This window comes from Acrocarpospora macrocephala (genome assembly GCF_009687865.1).
GTDB classification, from domain to species: Bacteria; Actinomycetota; Actinomycetes; order Streptosporangiales; family Streptosporangiaceae; genus Acrocarpospora; species Acrocarpospora macrocephala.
The window spans coordinates 21941-40000 of sequence record NZ_BLAE01000059.1; the positions used below are offsets into that span (position 1 = coordinate 21941).

Consider the following 18060-nt stretch of genomic DNA (forward strand, 5'->3'; position numbering starts at 1 on the left):
GCCCTCCCGGGTATTTCCGAGATCACACCATCCCAAGAGCGGCCACCGGCGGGCATCGTGGAAAACCCGTATCTTTCACTTCAAAGCCAGCGCCAGGCCGATCCTGGACGACACCCCTAGCTTCTCGTACGCATGCGAAAGGTGCGTTTCCACCGTCCGTACGCTGAGGAAAAGGCGTTCGGCGATCTGCTGGTTCGTGCACCCTTCGACGACCAGCTGGGCGACTTCCAGCTCCCGGGGCGACAGCCCGTGCCCGCCCGTGCCCCGGCTCTTCGCGGCCACCCGCTTCCCGGCCCGCCGCTGTTCCCGTACGGCTTGCGCCAGCAACCCCGGCGCGCCGCACGCCTCGAACAGATCCCCGGCTTCGGACAGATGGGGGAGTGCCTCCTTCTTGCGGCCCGCGGCGATCAGCGCCGTCCCGGCCCGGAGCAGGGCGCGCCCGGCGGTGAGCCGCTGATCGGCGGCCGCCAGGACCTCCGCCGCGCGCAGTGCCAGCTCGGCGGCGGCCGCGCCCGACGCGGCGTGGGAGGCGGCCAGGTCGACGATACCCGCGTTGAACTCCAGCTCCGGATGGGCGACCTCGGCCGCGCGCGCCGCCCACACCCCTGCCTCGTCGCTGTGGGCTGCCATCGCCTCGCAGAACGACAACATGCTGAACTGGTCCAGCCGCCCCGCCGCGAACGCCTCCTCGATCGCGGCCACCGGAGCCTGCCCGGCCCGCCCGGCGTGCGCGAGCGCGGTGCCGTAGGCGTACAGGGCCTGGGCGCCCGGCCACTCCCCGGCGCTCACCCCCGAGGTCGCCGCCGCCTCGCCCAGCCGCACCGCCAGCGCGTCGTGGCCGGTCGCGGCGGCCAGCAGGCTCTGCTGGGCCTGGGCCACCACCTCCGCGTAACCCGAGTGCAGCAGCCGGGCCACCTCCGCCGACTCCTCGGCCGCGACCGTGGCCTCGGCCAGGCGGCCCACCACGCCGTACGCGCGACCCTGACCGGCCAGCATGTTGGTCACGATGAACGTCTGCCCGGTCGCCTTCGCGATCGCGATCGCCCGCTCGAACCGCGCCACCGCCGACCGGTGGCCGCCCAGCCACAGCTCCGCCCAGCACAGCCAGGCGATCGTGTCCAGCCACTCCAGCAGCTGCACGTCCGGCGTGGCCGACACCAGCGCGTCCGCCCGTTCCAGATGATCGATCGCCGCCGGGATGCGGCCCGCCGCGTAGGCGGTCATCGGCCGCAGCGCGGCCACCGCGACCACCAGGCCATGGTCGGCCGGGTCGCGCGGCATGAAGTCCAGCACCGCCTGGGCGGCCCGGTGGTCGCCGCGCATCAGGCTCTCGGCCACCAGGCGCAGCCGCATCGGCAGCGCGGCAGGCAGCCGGGGGTCGGGCATCTCGCGCAGCTCGGCCAGCAGCACCGCCCTGCCCTGCGCCGGGCGGTCCAGCAGGCGCTCCACCAGGGCGCAGAAGCGGGCCGCGAAAGCGCGTTTGGCGTGATCCTCGCGCGGCAGCAGGCGCAGCACCTCGTAGGCGGTCTCCCGGCCCTCGGCCAGCCAGCCGGACACCACCTGGCCGCGGGCCAGCTCCAGCAGCAGGTCCAGGCGGTGCTCCCGGCCGTCGGCGTCGTCGGGCAGCAGCCGGATGGCGGCCTGGAGCCAGTGCGCGGTGGTGGCCGGCGCCGTGGTGGCGACCGCGCGGGCCGCCTCCACCAGGACCGCCACCGCCTCCCGGTCGCCGAAGGTGGCCGATCGTTCGATGTGGTGGGCTCGTACGGTGGCCGGGGCGCCCACCGCCGCCAGGTGCTCGGCGAGCCTGGCGTGGGCGGCCAGGCGCCAGCCGGGGGCGGCGGATTCGTAGGCGGCCTGCCGTACCAGGGGGTGGCGGAACCGGAACCGGTTGCCGGGGCCGACCGGGCGGACCAGGTCGCGGGCGACCAGCTCGTCCAGGGCCTTCAGGATGGCCGAATCGGCCAGTTCGGCGGCGACGGCCGCGAGCGGGGGCTCGAACTCGTCGGCGGCGACGGCGGCGGACTGGGCCACCAGCAGGGCGTCGCCGGACTGGTCGGCCAGCTCGCGCTGGAGCGCCGCGTGCAGGGTGGTGGGCAGGTCGCCGGCTTCGATCCTGGCCAGCGCCTGCAGGTAGAAGGGGTTGCCGCCGCTCGCCTCGTACAGGGCCCTGCGGCGGCCCCGGCTGATCTCCGGGCCGAGCAGCTCGTCGGCCTCGGCCGCGCTGAGCGGCCCGACCACGATCTGCCCGCCGCCCGCGGCCAGCCGCGGCGGCGCCTGGTTCGGCCGGTACGCGACGGTGATCAGCACCCGGGCCCGGGGCGGATGCCGGACCACGTGGTCGAGGAACTCGATCGTGCTGCCGTCCGCCCAGTGCACGTCGTCCAGTACCAGCACCAGCCCCGACGGTTCCGCCAGCCGCTCCAGCATCCCGATGATCGCCCGGTAGAGCCGGTATCTGGCCAGGCCGCTGCGGTCGTCGCCCGGCTCCTCGGCCGCGCCCAGCGCCGGGAAGACCGTGGCCAGCAGGGGATCGTGCTGCTCGTCCCCGGTCTCCAGATGGCCGTCGAGCGCGTCCACCAGCGCGCTGAACGGGATCACCTGCTCGAACTCCGCCGCCCTGCCCCACAACGCCAGGCAGCCGCGCGCGCGGGCCGCCGTGTCGAGCTCGGCCAGCAGCCGCGTCTTTCCCGCTCCCGGCTCGCCGACCAGGGCGAGGAACCGGAACGCGCCGTCCATGCTCGCGTCCAGCGCCCCATGCAGGTCCCTGAGGACCTCGCCCCGGCCGACCAAGGGGGCGGTATGACCATCCATGCCCACTCACCCTGATCATTTGCCCGCTGCTACAGGGGCACTTTACAGAGCGACGACTAACCTGGAGGGACATAGGGCGATCAACGCCGATATAAAACAAACTGTCATCGGCAGCGTTCAGCTGTCCTGTCACTCATGCTTCATCCGTCTCGCGGCTTTCCCTCACCGGAAATTGTCGTTGCCGCATGACAGTGTGTGGCTACCCGACACGGACATGCGAAGGAGCATTCCATGCTGACCACCGACTTCTACCCGGGCGCGCCCAACTGGCTCGACCTCGGTTCCCCTGACACCGAGGCCAGCGCCGACTTCTACGGCTCCGTCTTCGGCTGGACCTTCGCCTCCGCCGGTCCCGACTCCGGCGGTTACGGCTTCTTCCAGCAGAGCGGCAAGACCGTCGCCGCCCTCGGCCCGCTCACCGAGGCGGGTGCCCGCTCCGCCTGGACCATCTACTTCCACGTCCCTGACGCCGACGCCGCCACCCAGCAGGCCCGCGAGAACGGTGGAACGGTCCGGGTCGAGCCCTACGACGTCTTCGACGCCGGCCGGACGGCCGCGTTCACCGACCCCGGCGGCGCCCAGTTCGCGATCTGGCAGCCCGGCAAGACCATCGGCCTCGACGTGGTCACCGAGCCCGGCTCGCTCGGCTGGACCGAGCTGTATGTGCCGGATCCCAGCGCCGTCCGCGACTTCTACACCACCCTGTTCGGCTGGACCATCAAGGAGGTGCCCTTCGGCGGCGGCATGACCTACGTGCTGGCCTCCACCGCCGAGGGCAAGGAGCCCGACATCGCCGGGATCATGCCGCTCCAGCAGGGCGACACCCCGCACTGGCTGCCCTACATCGAGGTCTCCGACACCGACGCCACCCTGGTCCGGGTCGACGCCTCCGGCGGCGCCGTGCTGATGCCCGCCATGGACGTGGAGGGCGTCGGCCGGTTCGCCGTCTGCGCCGACCCGAATGGAGCCAGGTTCGCGGTGATCACCAGTTCCGAGACGTGAGAGCCCGGCCCAGGAGGCCTGGTGACCTAGCCCCAGACCTCCTGGGCGGTCTCCACGATCAGGCGGATCTTGGCGAACTGCTCCTCGTGGGTGAGCGTGTTGCCCTCCACCGTGGAGGAGAAGCCGCACTGCGGCGACAGGCACAGCTGGTCCACGTCGATGAACTTGGACGCCTCCTCGATCCGGCGCTTGAGGTCGTCCTTCGACTCCAGCGCGCCGTTCTTGGTGGTGACCAGGCCGAGCACCACGTATTTGTCCTTGGGCACGAACCGCAGCGGCTCGAACCCGCCGGAGCGCTCGTCGTCGAACTCCAGGAAGAAGCCGTCCACCGCGAGCTCGCCGAACAGCGCCTCGGCGACGAAGTCGTAGCCGCCCTCGGCCGCCCACGAGGAGCGGAAGTTGCCCCGGCACATGTGCGTGGTCACCCGCAGCTCCCGGGGCCGGTTGGCCAGCGCCGCGTTGATCTGCTTGATGTAGCGCAGGTGCAGGTGGTCGGCGTCGTCGCCGCGCGCGGCGATCTCGGCCCGCTGCGCCGGGTCGTTGAGGTAGGCCAGGCTGGTGTCGTCGAACTGCAGGTAGCGGCAGCCGAGCTCGGCCAGCCGCAGCACTTCCTCGTTGTACGCCGCGGCCAGGTCCGTCCAGAAGTCCTCAAGGTCCGGGTAGACGCCGGGATCGATGGAGGCGGGGCCGCCCCGGTAGTGGACCATGTTCGGCGACGGGATCGTCAGCTTGGCCGTCTGCCCGGGCTCGACGGTGTCGCGCAGGAACGTGAAGTCGTCCGCGAAGATCGTCTCGGTGAGCCGGATCGGCTCGGCCACCCGCATCGCCGGGGGCGCGAACTCCAGCTCCTCCTGGTCGTTCCTGAACCGGACCGTGATGCGCTCGCCGGTGGCCTGGGTCACCCCGCCGAGCCGGTAGATGAAGTCCATGTGCCAGGACGCCCGCCGGAACTCCCCGTCGGTCGCGGACTGCAGTCCCGCGTCCCGCTGGGCCCGCACGACCTCCCGGATCGCCGCGTTCTCGACGTCCCTGAGCTCGGCGGTCGTGATGGTGCCCTGGCCGAATTCGTCACGCGCGCGGAGCAGCTCGGCCGGTCGCAGCAGGCTGCCGACGTGGTCCGCACGGAAGGGGGGTTCACTGCGCATGCTGGATCATCTCCACACGTTCGGTGTGCGAATGCTCGTTCGTTTTCAGGCCCCGATAGGGCCGACGCTAGCGCCATTGCGTGCCCCAGGCGATCAGAACTGACAATGATCGCGACATTTCAGTTGATTCGCGGGTTTGTGGTGACTTAAGTCACAGCGGCAACTCGGCTTGGTCTTTGTCACACCGTGTTCACAAACGGGCAATGGATGCGAAACGGGGGGTTGAAAGCCTCGGGCGTGGCGAGCTTACGACCTGGCTCGCGTCTGAGGAAGGGAACGACGTGGCTTTCAAGGCTGAGTACATCTGGATCGACGGCACGGAGCCGACGCCGAAGCTCAGGTCCAAGACGAAGGTCCTCGCGGACGGCGCCGACCTGCCGATCTGGGGCTTCGACGGATCCAGCACCAACCAGGCTGAGGGCCACTCCTCCGACTGCGTGCTCAAGCCCGTCTTCTCCTGCCCGGACCCGATCCGCGGCGGCGACAACATCCTCGTGCTCTGCGAGGTCTACAACGCCGACGGCACCGCCCACAGCACCAACACCCGCGCGCTGCTCACGCCCGTGGACGAGAAGTACGCCGCGCAGGAATCCTGGTTCGGCATCGAGCAGGAGTACACCTTCTTCAAGGACGGCCGTCCGTACGGCTTCCCGGTCGGCGGGTTCCCCGGGCCGCAGGGGCCGTACTACTGCGGCATCGGCGCCGACGAGGTCGTCGGCCGCGACATCGTCGAGAAGCACCTGGACGCCTGCATCGAGGCCGGGCTGAAGATCTCCGGCATCAACGCCGAGGTCATGCCCGGGCAGTGGGAGTTCCAGATCGGCCCCGGCGGCCCGCTGGAGGCCTCCGACCACATGTGGATGGCCCGCTACCTGCTCTACCGCATCGCCGAGGACTTCGGCGTCTCCGCCACCCTCGACGCCAAGCCCGCCAAGGGCGACTGGAACGGCGCCGGCGCCCACACCAACTTCTCCACCCGCGCCATGCGCGAGAGCTACGACGCGATCATCACCGCCTGCGAGTCCCTCGGCGCCGAGGGCAAGGTCGAGGAGCACATCGCCGGATACGGCTTCGGCATCGAGCAGCGCCTCACCGGCCTGCACGAGACCGCCCCCTACAACGTCTACAGCTACGGCGTCTCCAACCGCGGCGCCTCGGTCCGCATCCCGTGGCAGGTCGAACTCGACAAGAAGGGCTACATCGAGGACCGCCGCCCAAACGCCAACGTCGACCCCTACGTGGTCACCCGCCTGATCACCAACACCTGCTGCGAGGCCCTGGAAAAGGCCGGCCAGGTCTGACCTGTCGCAAACGGCTCCCGCCCATCGATGGGTGGGAGCCGTTTTCATGCGCGCCTTACGGCAGCATCAGGTCGACGTCGTATGCTGTTGCCGCAACGGCGTTGCCTGGAAGGACGACATTCCCCGTCCGCGGTTTCGTCGAGCCGGAGCTGTGGGAGGTCGGGATGGCGGCGAAGCCGGCACAGGCACGTGGAGGCCGGTCGGCTTCCGCTGTGGCGGGCGATGCGAAAGGTGCATCGCCGACCGGTGCCGGGCCGCTGACCAGCGGGGCCGTGCTCGCCAAGATCCAGGCGGCGGCGCCGTCGCTGGTGCCGAGCGCCCGGCGCGCGATGGAAGTGATCATCGCGAACCCGGAGGCGGTCATCGGCTACGCCGCCGCGGACGTGGCCGCCCGCGCCGAGACCGCCGCGTCCACCGTCGTCCGGGCCTGCCAGCAGGCGGGTTTCAAGGGCTTCCAGGATCTGAAGCTGGCCCTGGTGCGCGACCTGGCGGCGCGGGGAACGGACCAGTTGAGGTACGCCGACGAACTGGACTCCGAGTCCGCTCCGGCCGAGGTGTTGCGCACCATTCTGAATGCCAGCAGCCACGCACTGTCCGATGCGATGACGACAGTGGATCCGGTGGCCTTCACGGGCGCGCTGGAGACCCTGCACAGCCGGGACCGCGTCCTGCTGGTGGGCAACGGCCAGTCGGCGGCGCCCGCCCACGACGCCGCGCACCGGTTGCAGGCGCTGGGGCTGGCGACCTTCGCGCCGGCGGACGCCATCGGGCAGCACCTGGTCGCCCGGCAACTGGACGAGAGGGCCGCTTGCGTCGCGGTGAGCCACACCGGCGCGACCCGCGAGACCCTGCTGGTCGCGGAGACCGCCAAGTCGCGCGGCGCCTACGTGATCGCGGTGACCAGTTTCCGCCGGTCGCCGCTGGCCGATCTCGCGGACGCCCCGCTGGTCGCCGGGAGCCCGAAGCAGGGGTTCCGGCTGGAGGCCACCGCGAGCCGGCTGGCCCATCTTGCGATCATGGACGCGTTGTTCGTCGGGCTGGCGCTCAAGGACCCCAAGCGATCCACCGCGTACCTCGACGCGATGGCCGACGTCACCGCCGAACACACCATGTGAAACCCGTCGCGGCTACCCCCGCGTCACCGGCGATGTGAGCGGCGGGCTCACGCGACGAGGCTCTGACGATCTCCATTCGGGCACGCGAACGCCCTGTGAACATTCCGCTCACACGCTTTCCAAGGCAACGAGATTGCTGGAAGCTCCAATTGTCAGGTAGTAGCGTTCCCTGGCGTCGCACCGGTCCAGCACTCCGTAGGACGGTCATGAACTCGCTCCACACGCGGCTGCCGCGTCCGCATATCGGCCTCCGTCCACCGCCATCCGCCCTGCTCATTCCGGCGTACACCCTGCTGTTCCTGCTGATCGTGGGACCGGTGCTGGTGGTCGTCACGCTTTCGCTGTTCGACTACGACCCGCTGCTCGGCGCCGCCGGCTTCGTGGGGATGGACAACTTCGCCCGCGTCCTGCCGAGTGACGACTTCCGTACGGCGTTGGTCAACACGGCCGTCTACATGCTCCTGACGGTCCCGGTGACGCTGACGGCCTCGCTGCTCGTCGCGCTCGGCATCCACTCGGTGCGGTTCGGCGCCGCGCTGTGGCGCAGCGTGTACTTCCTGCCGGTCGCCGCCACGCTGGCGGCGATGGCGGTCGCCTGGCGATGGCTCTTCTACGCCGACAGCGGCCTGATCGACGCGACGATCGGCCAGGTCCTCGGCCTGCGGGACTGGCTGCACTCCACCACGCTGGCGCTCCCCGCGGTCTCCGTCGTCGGCACGTGGGAGAACATGGGCTTCGCGATCGTGATGTTCCTCGCCGGCCTGTCCGCCGTCCCGCCGCACGTGATGGAGGCGGCGCGGCTCGACGGCGCCGGGCCGTGGAACCGATTCTGGCACGTGACCTGGCCCGCGCTCGGACCGGCGACGGTGTTCACGCTGATCATCTGCACCCGGAACGCGCTGAAGGTGTTCGACCAGGTCCAGGTGATGACCAAGGGAGGCCCGATCAACAGCTCGACGACCCTGTCGTACCTGCTCTGGGAGCGCGGCATCCGCTTCCTCGACATCGGCGGCGGCTCGGTCATCACCCTCATGCTGCTGGCGCTGATCCTCGGCGTCACCGTGATCCAGCTCAGCGCGGTCGGCCGTCGCTGGGAACGGGCCGGTACCCGATGACCGCCAGAACCGTCACCCGTGAGACCTTGACACACCTCGCGCTCGCCCTCGGCGGCGTGATCATCCTCGCGCCGTTCGCCATCATGGTGTGGACCGCCTTCGTACCCGAACGACTGATCTTCACCGGCGCCGGCCCGGGCGACCTGACCCTGGAGAACTTCCGGATCGCCCTGCGCGAGTGGGACTGGCTGAGCGCCTATCGCACGAGCGTCGTGGTGGCCGTCATCACGTTCGTGGCCCAGCTCGTCACCTGCCTGCCGGCGGGTTACGTGCTGGCGCGGCACCGCTTCCGCGGCCACGGGGTCGCCACGTGGGTGATGCTGGGGTGCCTGATCGTGCCGGGCCAGGTCATCGCGATCCCGACGTACGTGGTGATCTCAAGGGTGGGGCAGCTCGACACGATCCTCGCGCTGGTCTGGCCCTCCCTGACGTCGGCCTTCGGGATATTCCTGTTCCGGCAGTTCATACTGACCCTGCCCCAGAGCATCTTCGACGCCGCCCGGCTCGACCGGGTCAGCGAGTTCGGCATGGTCTGGAGGGTGGTCCTGCCCAACGTCAAGCCGGCGATCACCGCGTTCGGCATCTTCAGCGTCGTGTCGAGCTGGAATGACCTGTTCTGGGCCTCGGTGGTGCTGCAGAGCCCGGACAACGCCACCGTCCCGTTCGCCGTCACCCGCTTCACCGACCCGGAGGCGGGAATCCAGTACGGCGCCCAGATGGCGGCGGCCAGCCTCGCGGTCCTGCCATTGATCATCGCTTTCCTGGTCGCGCAACGGCAGTTCATCCGCGGCATCAACCTGAGCGCGACCGACTGACGACAGTCCCCACCCCTTACGGAGCATCATGACCTCGTACGTCTCGACCCGCCGCCGCGGACACCCCGGCCGGTGGCTCGCCATCGCAATGACGGCCGCGTTGATGGCTACGGCCTGCGGCACCGACGACACCCCGGCCGACGGGCCGGTCACCGTGAACGTCCTGATTCCCGACTCGAGCTCGAACATCGTCGATCCCGCGTACAAGGTGCTCAATCCCGAGTTCACCAAGCGCACCGGCACGAGCGTGACGTTCGTCAAGTCCGGCGGCGACTACGGCGCCGTCGAGGAGCGCATCCTCGCCGCCCGGATCGCCGGGAACCTCCCGGACGCGGCGATCATCAGCTCGGCGTCGATCCGGACCTACGTCGACGCCAAGCTGGCGCAGCCGTTCGACTCCCTGATGAAGGCCGACACCTCCTACGACCCGACGACCGCGGAGCCGTCGCTGCTGAAGTTCGGCGCCCGCGACGGCAAGACCTACGCGCTTCCCCTGACGGCGTCCTGGGTCGTCATGTACTACAACACCGAGATCTTCAAGAAGGCGGGCCTGAACCCCGACGATCCACCCGAAACCCTGACCGAGCTGGGCGCCGCCGCACGTAAGATCGTCGACTCCGGCGCGGCGAAGCACGGCCTGGCGTTCCGCCTCTCCGACGACCCCAACATGTGGCGCCTGCAGAACGTCGTCGCCTCCGGCGGCGGATCGCTGATGAACGACGACGAATCCGAGCCGACCTTCGACGACCCCGCCCTGCTCGGACTGGTCAGATTCCTCGCCGATCTCGCGAAGGACGGCGTCATCGCGCACTACGACGCCGAGTCCATGTCGGAGGCGTACTACCGGGGCGACGTCGGCATCGTCTACGACGCCAGCTCGGGAGCCCGCACGCACGCCAAGAGCGCCAACTTCGACTACCGCATCGCCCCCTACCCGATTCCCGACGGCGGCCGGCGGATCCTGTCGGCGGGCGGCGCCTCGATCGTGATGTTCACCGACGACCCCGTACGCCAGCAGGCCGTCTGGGAGGCGGTACGCGAACTCGTCGGCCCCGCCGGCGGCGCCGCCTACCTGGAGGAGCAGGGCGGCGGCGTACTCGTGCTGGACGCCGCGGCCAACAAGTCCAAGGCCAAGGAACACGCCGAACTGGCGCTGAAGCCGGAGGACGTCGCCGATTTCGCGCCGATGGTCCAGTTCCCCGGCCGCTCGGCGCAGGAGATCTGGACCATCCTCGGCGAGCAGATCCTCGCCGTCCTGCAGAGCGGCAAGGACCCGGCCACGGCGCTCGCCGACGCCGAGGCCGCCGCCAAACCCCTGCTGCCATGACGACCTCCCCGACCTTGAATCCCTCGGTCTTGACGCCGCTTGCCCTGCCCAAGCCGCCGAACGCGGTGGACGTGTCCTGCCACAACCTGGTGAAACGGTTCCCCGACGGAACGGTCGCCCTCGACGACGTCACCATCGAGTGCCCGCCCGGCGGCATCACCGTGCTGCTCGGCCCGTCCGGCTGTGGCAAGACCACCCTCCTGCGCTGCGTCGCCGGCCTGGAGACGCAGACCACGGGCACCATGTCCATCGGCGGACGCGACGTGTCGGCGGTCGACGCCGGGCTGCGCGGGGTGGCCATGGTCTTCCAGAACCACGCCCTCTACCCCGACAAGACCGCCGAGGGCAACCTCGCCTTCCCGCTGCGCATGGCCGGGGTGCCCAAGCGGGAGCGGGCCCGGCGCGTCGCCGCGATCGCCGAGCTCCTCCAGATCGACGGCCTGCTCAAGCGGCGGCCGGGCCAGCTGTCCGGCGGGCAGCGGCAACGCGTCGGGATCGGCCGGGCACTCATCCGCGAGCCCGACGTGCTGCTCATGGACGAGCCGTTCTCCAGCCTCGACGCCGAACTGCGCGTCGAGATGCGGGCCGAGTTCCTGGCCCTGCAGCGCCGGCTCGGCATGACCACCCTGTACGTCACCCACGACCAGGCCGAGGCGCTGTCGCTGGCCGACCGGATGGTGGTCCTGCGCGCGGGCAGGATCGAGCAGGCCACCTCCGCCGAGGAGATGTTCCGCCGCCCGGCGACCAGCTTCGTCGCCGGCTTCCTCGGCGGCATGAACCTGCTGGCCGGCACGCTCGACGACGGCACCCTGCGCGTACCCGGGCATCCGCACGGCCTGCGGCTCCCGGCGCTCCCGGCCAACGGCTCCCAGAACCTCACGCTGGGCGTACGGCCGGAGGATCTCAAGCCAGGACCGGGAGGCCCGGACGACCTCTCCTTCGAGATCACCACCATGCTCACCGAGCTGCTCGGCCGGGAGCGGCTGGTCCACGGGCACCTGGGCGACCGGCGGCTCAAGGTGCGGGTGCACGCCGACGTCCCGGTCGGCGAGCGCCTGACCGTCCACGCCGCCGCGGCCGACCTCCACCTGTTCGACCACGACGGCGCCCGCCTGCCGGGCGCCGGCGACTGATCCCATGTTCCAAGCGAGGAGACCTGCATGAAAGTCAACGCGATGAAGGCGAAGATCCTCCGCGGCGAGGCGGTCTTCGGGCTCGCCCTCGACACACCCGACCCGATCATGGTCGAGTACGCCGCGCTGGCCGGCCTGGACTTCATCCGCATCGACTGCGAGCACGGCCCGGTCACGCTCGAGAACATCGAGCATACGGTGCGCGCCGCCGAGGCCGCCGACATCACGCCCACCGCCCGCATCGCCGTCAACCGTCCCGACATGGTGACGCAGATCCTCAACCGCGGTGTGGCCGGCATCACGTTCTCCCACATCAGCACCGCCGAGGACGCCGCCGCCGCGGTCCGTTCGATGAAGTTCGCCCCCGACGGCGATCGTGCCATCACCAGTTCCGGGGGACGCGGCATGCACGCCCGCTGGGCACTCGGCGTACCCGCCGACGAGGCGTACGCCTTCGCCAACCGCGAGACTCTCGTCACCTGCCTGATCGAGGATCCGATCGGCGTCGAGAACGTCGAGGCCATCGCGGCCGTGCCGGGAGTCGACGTGATCACGTTCGGTGCCGGGGACCTGTCGGCGACCACCGGCCACATCGGCGACTCCAGCCACGAGAAGGTACACGAAATGATGCGGGACGGCATGCGCCGCGCCCGCGCGGCCGGCAAGCCGGTGGGCGTCTCGGTGGGCAACAAGTCCATGGAGCGCGCGGCCGAGTTCATCGACGCCGGCGTCCGCGTGATCCAGCTGATGCCCGCCCCACTGATCGTCAACGGGGTCGCCGCCATGCGCGCGGCCTTGACCCCCTGACCTGGGCGGACGCATGCCGTTCGCGGAACTGGGCGGCGGCCGGCTCTGCTACACCGACGAGGGAGCCGGCCTGCCGCCACTGCTGCTGATCCACGGCTGGACCTGCGATTCGCGTCATCTCCTGGCCCGGCACCGGCCACTGGCTCCACCAGGAGAGACCCACCCAGTTCAACACCATCGTCCTGCAATGGCTCGCAGACCTGCCCGACCTGCTCCAGCCGTGATCGGATTCGTGGTCAGGGCAGGCAAGGTCTTCTCACCGCAGCAGCTCCTCGCGTAACTCCGGCCTGCTCAGCAGCGCGACTCGGCCCTTCGTGAGAATGGGGCGGTTGAGTCCGCACACGTCGATAGTCGTCTGGCCTTTGGGCGATCCGCCTTTGGCGCGGTACACGCCGAGGGTGAGGGTCAGCTGGAGATGATCGAAGGGATCCTCCGTCGAGGGGTCGATCAGCAGCGGCTGACCATTCCGGTCGAGCGGGAATCGGTCGCGCTTCTCGTGGCTGTTGCAGTACGTGCAGGAGAGGAGGTGGTTGAGCCAGTCGAAAGTTCGCAGCGGATTCCTGGCCATCGGCTCGTGGTGGTCGATTGCCGTGCCCTGGCTGTCGCCGCAGTACATGCAGCGCTCCATTCCGGGAGCCATCTGCCGGAGAACGTCGGTGAGCGGCCGGTGGACGTTCCTTCGCTGCGCCGAATGTTTCCACAGCTGACGGGCTCCATTGAGCCGGTCGGCGTCGTCGCGATCCGCGACTTGCTGCGTCAGCGCGGCAAGTCGGGAGTTGAGTTCGTCGGGGATGCCCAGTCGGGTCAGGCGGATCATCTCTCGGGCGGTCCCGTCAGGCCCAATCTGGCAGCTACTTCGTCCGCTCGTGTCGCTGGCGAGCTGGACAGTTGCCGCTTGAGCTCAAGGTAGCGTTGCTGCGCGTCCTCGTCGGCGTGACCTTCGAGGACGGCGGCTTCGAGCGTGACGAGTTCCTCGCGGAGGCGCTCAGTCGCCGCCGAATAGGGCGTGTCGAGACCAAACAATTCAGACAGAACAGCGTCGTCGCCGCTGCCATGGACGATTCTCTTGTAGAGGCTCTCGGGAACGACGCTGGGCGCTTCTGTTTCGTTCGGGCCCGGGAGGCGAATAAGCCCGCCCTCGTCGGCGTCCTGACAGATATAAGGACTATGCGTGGTGACGATGAACTGGATGTTCGGGAAATGTGCTTTCAACCAGCCACCGAGCCGTTGTTGCCAGGACACGTGCAGATGAGCATCGACCTCATTGATGATCACAACCCCCGGATTGAGAACGACGTGTGGCCAGGCCTCGTCCGTCAACAGGTCACTGCTTTCGAAAATACGTCGGATCAGGTCGGTCACCAACGCCGCGACAGTGCGGTAGCCGTCGCTCATCTCCCGGAGTGGGAATCGGCGACCGTCATGAACTACCCATAGCCCATCAGAGTCGATGTCGTCGATGCGGTAACCGTCAGGAAGAAGCCCGTCGCCAAGGATCATCATTGCTGCGTCCTTCACCGCCTGGGCGCCAGGTCGACCTTCAAAGGCCCGGAGATGCAATTCAATGAGCCATGTCACTCCCTCCGCGAGGGATGCGTCCTCGTGGAAGAGACTCGCCATTCTGGCGACCCGTTCGGGGCCTAGCATCAACCTTTGCGCATCTCCGGATCCGCCGATCAGGCGACGAAACGGGCCATATGCGGCACAGAACCAACCTGGGCTGTTCTCATCCCAAGGGCCGGTTTCAGGACTTTCCGCCGGATAGCCGGAAAGAGTTGGCTGGAGTCCGCGACGAGCGCTGAACTTATCCCGTGGGGCGGGCATTATCCAGTCAATTCCGACATTTAACTCTTCCGGCAGATAATCGCCAATCCAGAAATCATAACCGTCATCACCAACCAAGCCGACGCGTACTGACGCTTGATCTTCTCCGTGGGTGATCCAGTTCTCGAAGTCTGAAATGAGAGTCCGGGCCACATAAGGTCCGCTCACCGCCATCGCGATCGCGCGGAGAAGCGCGGTCTTCCCGGATCCGTTTCGTCCCGCGATCACCGTCCATCCCGCGTAGGAGCCATCGGGCCGCGTCAGATCCAGGTCAACGGTTCGCGGCCCCGTGAAGCCTTTGACGTTTTCGACCCGCACGGACGAGATGTACATGGGACGACTTTAGCTTTGATCGTCTCGGTGTTCCGAGGACATGACGACCTCTCCGGTTCCCGCCGGAGAGGTCGTCTGGGAGTGGGTTAGCGGGCGGATTCGCCGAAGTTGTCCAAGGGTTCTGTGGTGTCGGCTATGCCGGGGGAGTCCTGGTGGAGGAACTGGCCGTCGTCGGGGTCGAGGCCGCCGAAGCCGAAGATGCCGAAGGCGTCCTTGCCGAAGACGAGGTTGAGGGCGCCAGGGCTGGTGGCGCCGCTGCCGGGGACCTCTTCGCCGGGGATGGTGATGAGGAGGTCGGATTCGCCGTTGTTGTTGTAGTCGCCGTTGGTGAGGGCCGTGCCGAGGGCGTCGTCGGTTTCGGCGGGGTCGCCGAAGGTGAGGTTGTCACCGAAGAGGAACTGCTGGTTGGCGGAGCCGAGGGCGGCTCCCCGGTCGCCGTAGATGACGTTGACCGCGCCGACGTTGGAGTTCGCGCCGTCCTCGCCGGGGACGCCGATGGCCAGGTCGTCCTGGTTGTCGCCGTTGAAGTCGCCGGCGGTCAGGGAGCGGCCGAAGGCGTCGCCGGGGTTGCCGGACTCGGAGATGCCGGCGGTGTCCTGGGACCAGATCTGGGCGCCGGTGGTGACCAGGGAGTTGCCGGAGCGGTAGATCACGTAGACGACGCCTTCGCCGGCGTCCTCGCCGGGGGTGCCGACGGCGAGGTCGTCGGGGAACTGGCCGCTCACGTTGGCGGCGTTCTCGTTGAAGTCGCCGACGGCCAGGGCGGAGCCGAAGGCGTCCCCGGCCTCCGGGCCGCCGGGGAGCGGGGCCGCCTGGTTCCAGAGCTGGTCGTTGGCGGTGGACAGGCCGGTGGCGGAGCCGTACAGGACGTTGACGGAACCGGCGTTGTCGACGGCGTCGACCTCGTCGCCGGGGACGCCGATGGCCACGTCGTCGAAGGCGTCCGTGCCGAGGTCGCCGACCGCGAGGGCGGAGCCGAAACGGTCGCCGGGGGACTGGACGCCCGCGACGCCGCCCGCGCCCTGGGTGAGCTGGGTGGTCGCGAAGGTGTCGAACCGGAAGTCGCCGAAGCCGAACTGGAGCACCCAGACCTGGCCGGCGTCGGCCACGCTGAGGTCCTCGCCGGGGGCGCCGACGAACACTTCGGCCTCGAAGTCGTTGTCCACCCGGCCCACGGCCAGGGCGGCACCCCACTGGTCGCCCGGCTCGTTGTCGGCGTCGGACAGGGAGCTGGCCAGCTCCTGGTCGAGGGTGATGCTGCCGGTGCCGGTCAGGCCGCCGGAGACGTGGCCGAACAGGACGTGGATCGCGCCGGAGTCCTGGGTGAGGCCGCGGTCCTCGCCGGGGACGCCGATGATCAGGTCGTCGATGCTGTTGCCGTCGACGTCGCCCACCGCGAGGGCCGCCCCGAACCGGTCTCCCGTCTCCGGTCCGGGGTCGTCCATGATGCTCGGGTCGATGCCGGGGCTGTTCTGCTGGAAGGTCTGGCTGCCGCCGCTGCCGAGGCCGTCGGGGCCGCCGTACAGGATGTGGACGAGGCCGGCGTCTTGGATCGCTCCAATGTTCTCGGAGGGGACGCCGATGGCGGCGTCCGCGTACCCGTCGCTGTCGAAGTCGGCGTGGAGTTCGACGCTGACCGAGTCGGCTTGGGCCGGTGGGGCGAGGGCGGCGGAGCCGCCGAGGGCGACGATGACGGCGACCGCCGCCCGGGTGAGATGGCGATGGATCATGAAATGTTCCTCCTTGTCAGGGGTGAAAGCTCGACAAGGGAAACAGCCGTTATTCCGCTTGATCTGCGGAAATGTCCGCAGTTGTTGGGTGCAAAAGGACGTCGTGCGTCAGGCGAATAGGTATTTGTCCGTGAAGGGGTTGCGGAATTTTCCGGATGGGTCGAGGTCGTCGGCCAGAGCTTGGAAGTCGGGGAGGCGGGTGTAGAGGGGGCGCAGGGCGTCCGGTGGGGTGGTGAAGATCTTGGCCCAGTGCGGGCGGGGGGCGAACGGCGCGAGCGCCTCTTCGATGCGGGCGACCGCCGGGAGCACGGCCGGGGTGTCGGCGATCCAGGTGAAGTGCAGGGCCACGGTGTCCCGCTCGTAGCACGGGCTGAGCCAGAGCCGGTCGGCGGCGATGGTACGGATCTCGCAGATCCGCAGGACCGGGTGGATATGGTCGCGGATCGTGTCGAGCGCGCCGAGCGCCGCGACGGCGTCGGAGGCGTCGATCATGAATTCCGATTGCAGTTCGTCACCCGCGCTGGGAATCCGGTCGGGCCGGAAGTGCGGCAGCCGCTCGAACCAAGGGCCGGGAATGTCCGATTGTACGGTGCAGCTGTCGGGCGACATTCCGGGCACGGGATGCCGTGGCCCGTCGGCGGGTTCTGCCGGGATCGGCACGACGGCTTCGCCGTCCCGCCGCTTCACCCACACCTGATTGATCACCGGCCCTCGCCAGTCCGTGAAAAGACTCACGCTGTACGCACTAGACACGATTTCCTGAAATTTCGGGAAAAGGGCGTCCAATGGCAGCGCTTCGTAAACACGTTGCCGCACCTGAAAGGACGGAACCAGGTCCAGTTCCAGGGCGACCACTACGCCCAGCGCCCCAAGCCCGACCACAGCCCCGTCGAACCCCTCGTCCCCCCGCCTTAGCGTGACGAGATCACCCTCAGCTGTGACCAGCTCAAGCCCCGCAACGGCCGCCGAGAGATTCGCGTTCCCCACCCCCGACCCATGCGTCCCGGTCGCACACGCCCCCGCCACCGAGATATGCGGCAACGACCCCAGATTCCCCAGCGCGAACCCACGCTCATCGATATACCGCGCCACATCCGCATACCGCAGCCCGCCACCCACCCGCACCCGAGCCCGGTCCGCGTCCACCTCGACAACCGGCTCCAGCCCCCCAAGCTCCACCAGCTCAGCGGGAGTATCACCGACCTCGTTGAACGAATGCCGAGTCCCCAGCGCCCGAATCCGCGGACTCCGCGCCACAACCCCCTGCAACTCCGAGACCGACACCGGCCGATGAACCCGCGCCGCACTGTAGGTGAGATTCCCCGCCCAATTGACTTCCATCGCCATGGCCACGACCCTAACCACCTCCCCACAACCCACGGAGAGCGGGTCGGTAGCCCAACAGGCTCGGCACTCCCACGACGCGAAAGACCGCCCGGCGGCACGCGCGGAGCGCCCAACCGAGTGCCGCTGTCGCCGGGTTTCGCGCCGTATCCGGCGCCGTTCACGCAGGCGGTGGTCCTCGCCGCCCTGGCGCCGAGTGGTTGCGGCGGCTAGCAGGACGGGCCCTGCTCTTGCGCACGCTCGCCGCTTGGTTGCCAA

The 18060-nt window shown here is 69.1% G+C and carries 14 protein-coding genes; 8 read left to right on the forward strand and 6 right to left on the reverse strand.

What is annotated here, in order from left to right; all coding sequences use genetic code 11:
- Window positions 1–75: 75 nt before the first annotated feature.
- Window positions 76–2811 (reverse strand): helix-turn-helix transcriptional regulator, encoded by a 2736-nt coding sequence (locus tag Amac_RS39835; RefSeq protein ID WP_155359608.1) that lies wholly within the window; start codon window positions 2809–2811, stop codon window positions 76–78.
- 231 nt (window positions 2812–3042) lie between these two features.
- Between Amac_RS39835 and Amac_RS39840 the strand changes: the two genes are divergently transcribed.
- Complete coding sequence (locus Amac_RS39840; RefSeq protein ID WP_155359609.1) at window positions 3043–3813, forward strand: VOC family protein; 771 nt, start codon at window positions 3043–3045, stop codon at window positions 3811–3813.
- 26 nt (window positions 3814–3839) lie between these two features.
- On the opposite strand, the gene Amac_RS39845 is transcribed toward Amac_RS39840, so the two are convergent.
- Window positions 3840–4958: a 5-methyltetrahydropteroyltriglutamate--homocysteine S-methyltransferase gene (locus Amac_RS39845; RefSeq protein ID WP_155359610.1), complete on the reverse strand. Its 1119-nt coding sequence runs from the start codon at window positions 4956–4958 to the stop codon at window positions 3840–3842.
- A 281-nt stretch (window positions 4959–5239) separates the two neighbouring features.
- Here Amac_RS39845 and glnII point away from each other — a divergent pair, with 281 nt between their 5' ends.
- From glnII to Amac_RS39880, 7 genes are all read left to right on the forward strand, one after another.
- Entirely contained in the window at window positions 5240–6259 is a 1020-nt protein-coding gene (gene glnII, locus Amac_RS39850) for a glutamine synthetase (protein WP_155359611.1), read from the forward strand.
- Between the two features lie 212 nt (window positions 6260–6471).
- Complete coding sequence (locus tag Amac_RS39855; RefSeq protein ID WP_170322898.1) at window positions 6472–7374, forward strand: MurR/RpiR family transcriptional regulator; 903 nt, start codon at window positions 6472–6474, stop codon at window positions 7372–7374.
- Between the two features lie 206 nt (window positions 7375–7580).
- On the forward strand, window positions 7581–8489 hold the full coding sequence (locus Amac_RS39860) for a carbohydrate ABC transporter permease (RefSeq protein ID WP_155359613.1): 909 nt from the start codon (window positions 7581–7583) through the stop codon (window positions 8487–8489).
- Entirely contained in the window at window positions 8486–9304 is an 819-nt protein-coding gene (locus Amac_RS39865) for a carbohydrate ABC transporter permease (RefSeq protein WP_155359614.1), read from the forward strand. The genes Amac_RS39860 and Amac_RS39865 overlap by 4 nt, the downstream gene beginning before the upstream one ends.
- A 28-nt stretch (window positions 9305–9332) precedes the next feature.
- Window positions 9333–10631, forward strand: a complete 1299-nt coding sequence (locus Amac_RS39870) for an extracellular solute-binding protein (protein ID WP_155359615.1) — start codon at window positions 9333–9335, stop codon at window positions 10629–10631.
- Entirely contained in the window at window positions 10628–11764 is a 1137-nt protein-coding gene (locus Amac_RS39875) for an ABC transporter ATP-binding protein (RefSeq protein ID WP_155359616.1), read from the forward strand. The genes Amac_RS39870 and Amac_RS39875 overlap by 4 nt, the downstream gene beginning before the upstream one ends.
- A gap of 27 nt (window positions 11765–11791) precedes the next feature.
- Window positions 11792–12571, forward strand: a complete 780-nt coding sequence (locus tag Amac_RS39880) for an HpcH/HpaI aldolase family protein (RefSeq protein ID WP_155359617.1) — start codon at window positions 11792–11794, stop codon at window positions 12569–12571.
- Window positions 12572–12827: 256 nt separating this feature from the next.
- Here the strand turns inward: Amac_RS39880 and Amac_RS39885 are convergent, their stop codons facing one another.
- From Amac_RS39885 to Amac_RS39900, 4 genes are all read right to left on the reverse strand, one after another.
- Window positions 12828–13388: an HNH endonuclease family protein gene (locus tag Amac_RS39885; RefSeq protein WP_155359618.1), complete on the reverse strand. Its 561-nt coding sequence runs from the start codon at window positions 13386–13388 to the stop codon at window positions 12828–12830.
- Window positions 13385–14728 carry an AAA family ATPase gene (locus Amac_RS39890; protein ID WP_155359619.1) on the reverse strand — a complete coding sequence of 448 codons (1344 nt, stop codon included), beginning with the start codon at window positions 14726–14728 and terminating at the stop codon, window positions 13385–13387. Before Amac_RS39890 ends, Amac_RS39885 begins: the two co-directional genes overlap by 4 nt.
- Window positions 14729–14814: 86 nt before the next feature.
- Complete coding sequence (locus tag Amac_RS39895; protein WP_155359620.1) at window positions 14815–16458, reverse strand: FG-GAP repeat protein; 1644 nt, start codon at window positions 16456–16458, stop codon at window positions 14815–14817.
- A gap of 108 nt (window positions 16459–16566) precedes the next feature.
- On the reverse strand, window positions 16567–17805 hold the full coding sequence (locus Amac_RS39900) for an FAD-binding protein (RefSeq protein ID WP_155359621.1): 1239 nt from the start codon (window positions 17803–17805) through the stop codon (window positions 16567–16569).
- Window positions 17806–18060: the final 255 nt, after the last annotated feature.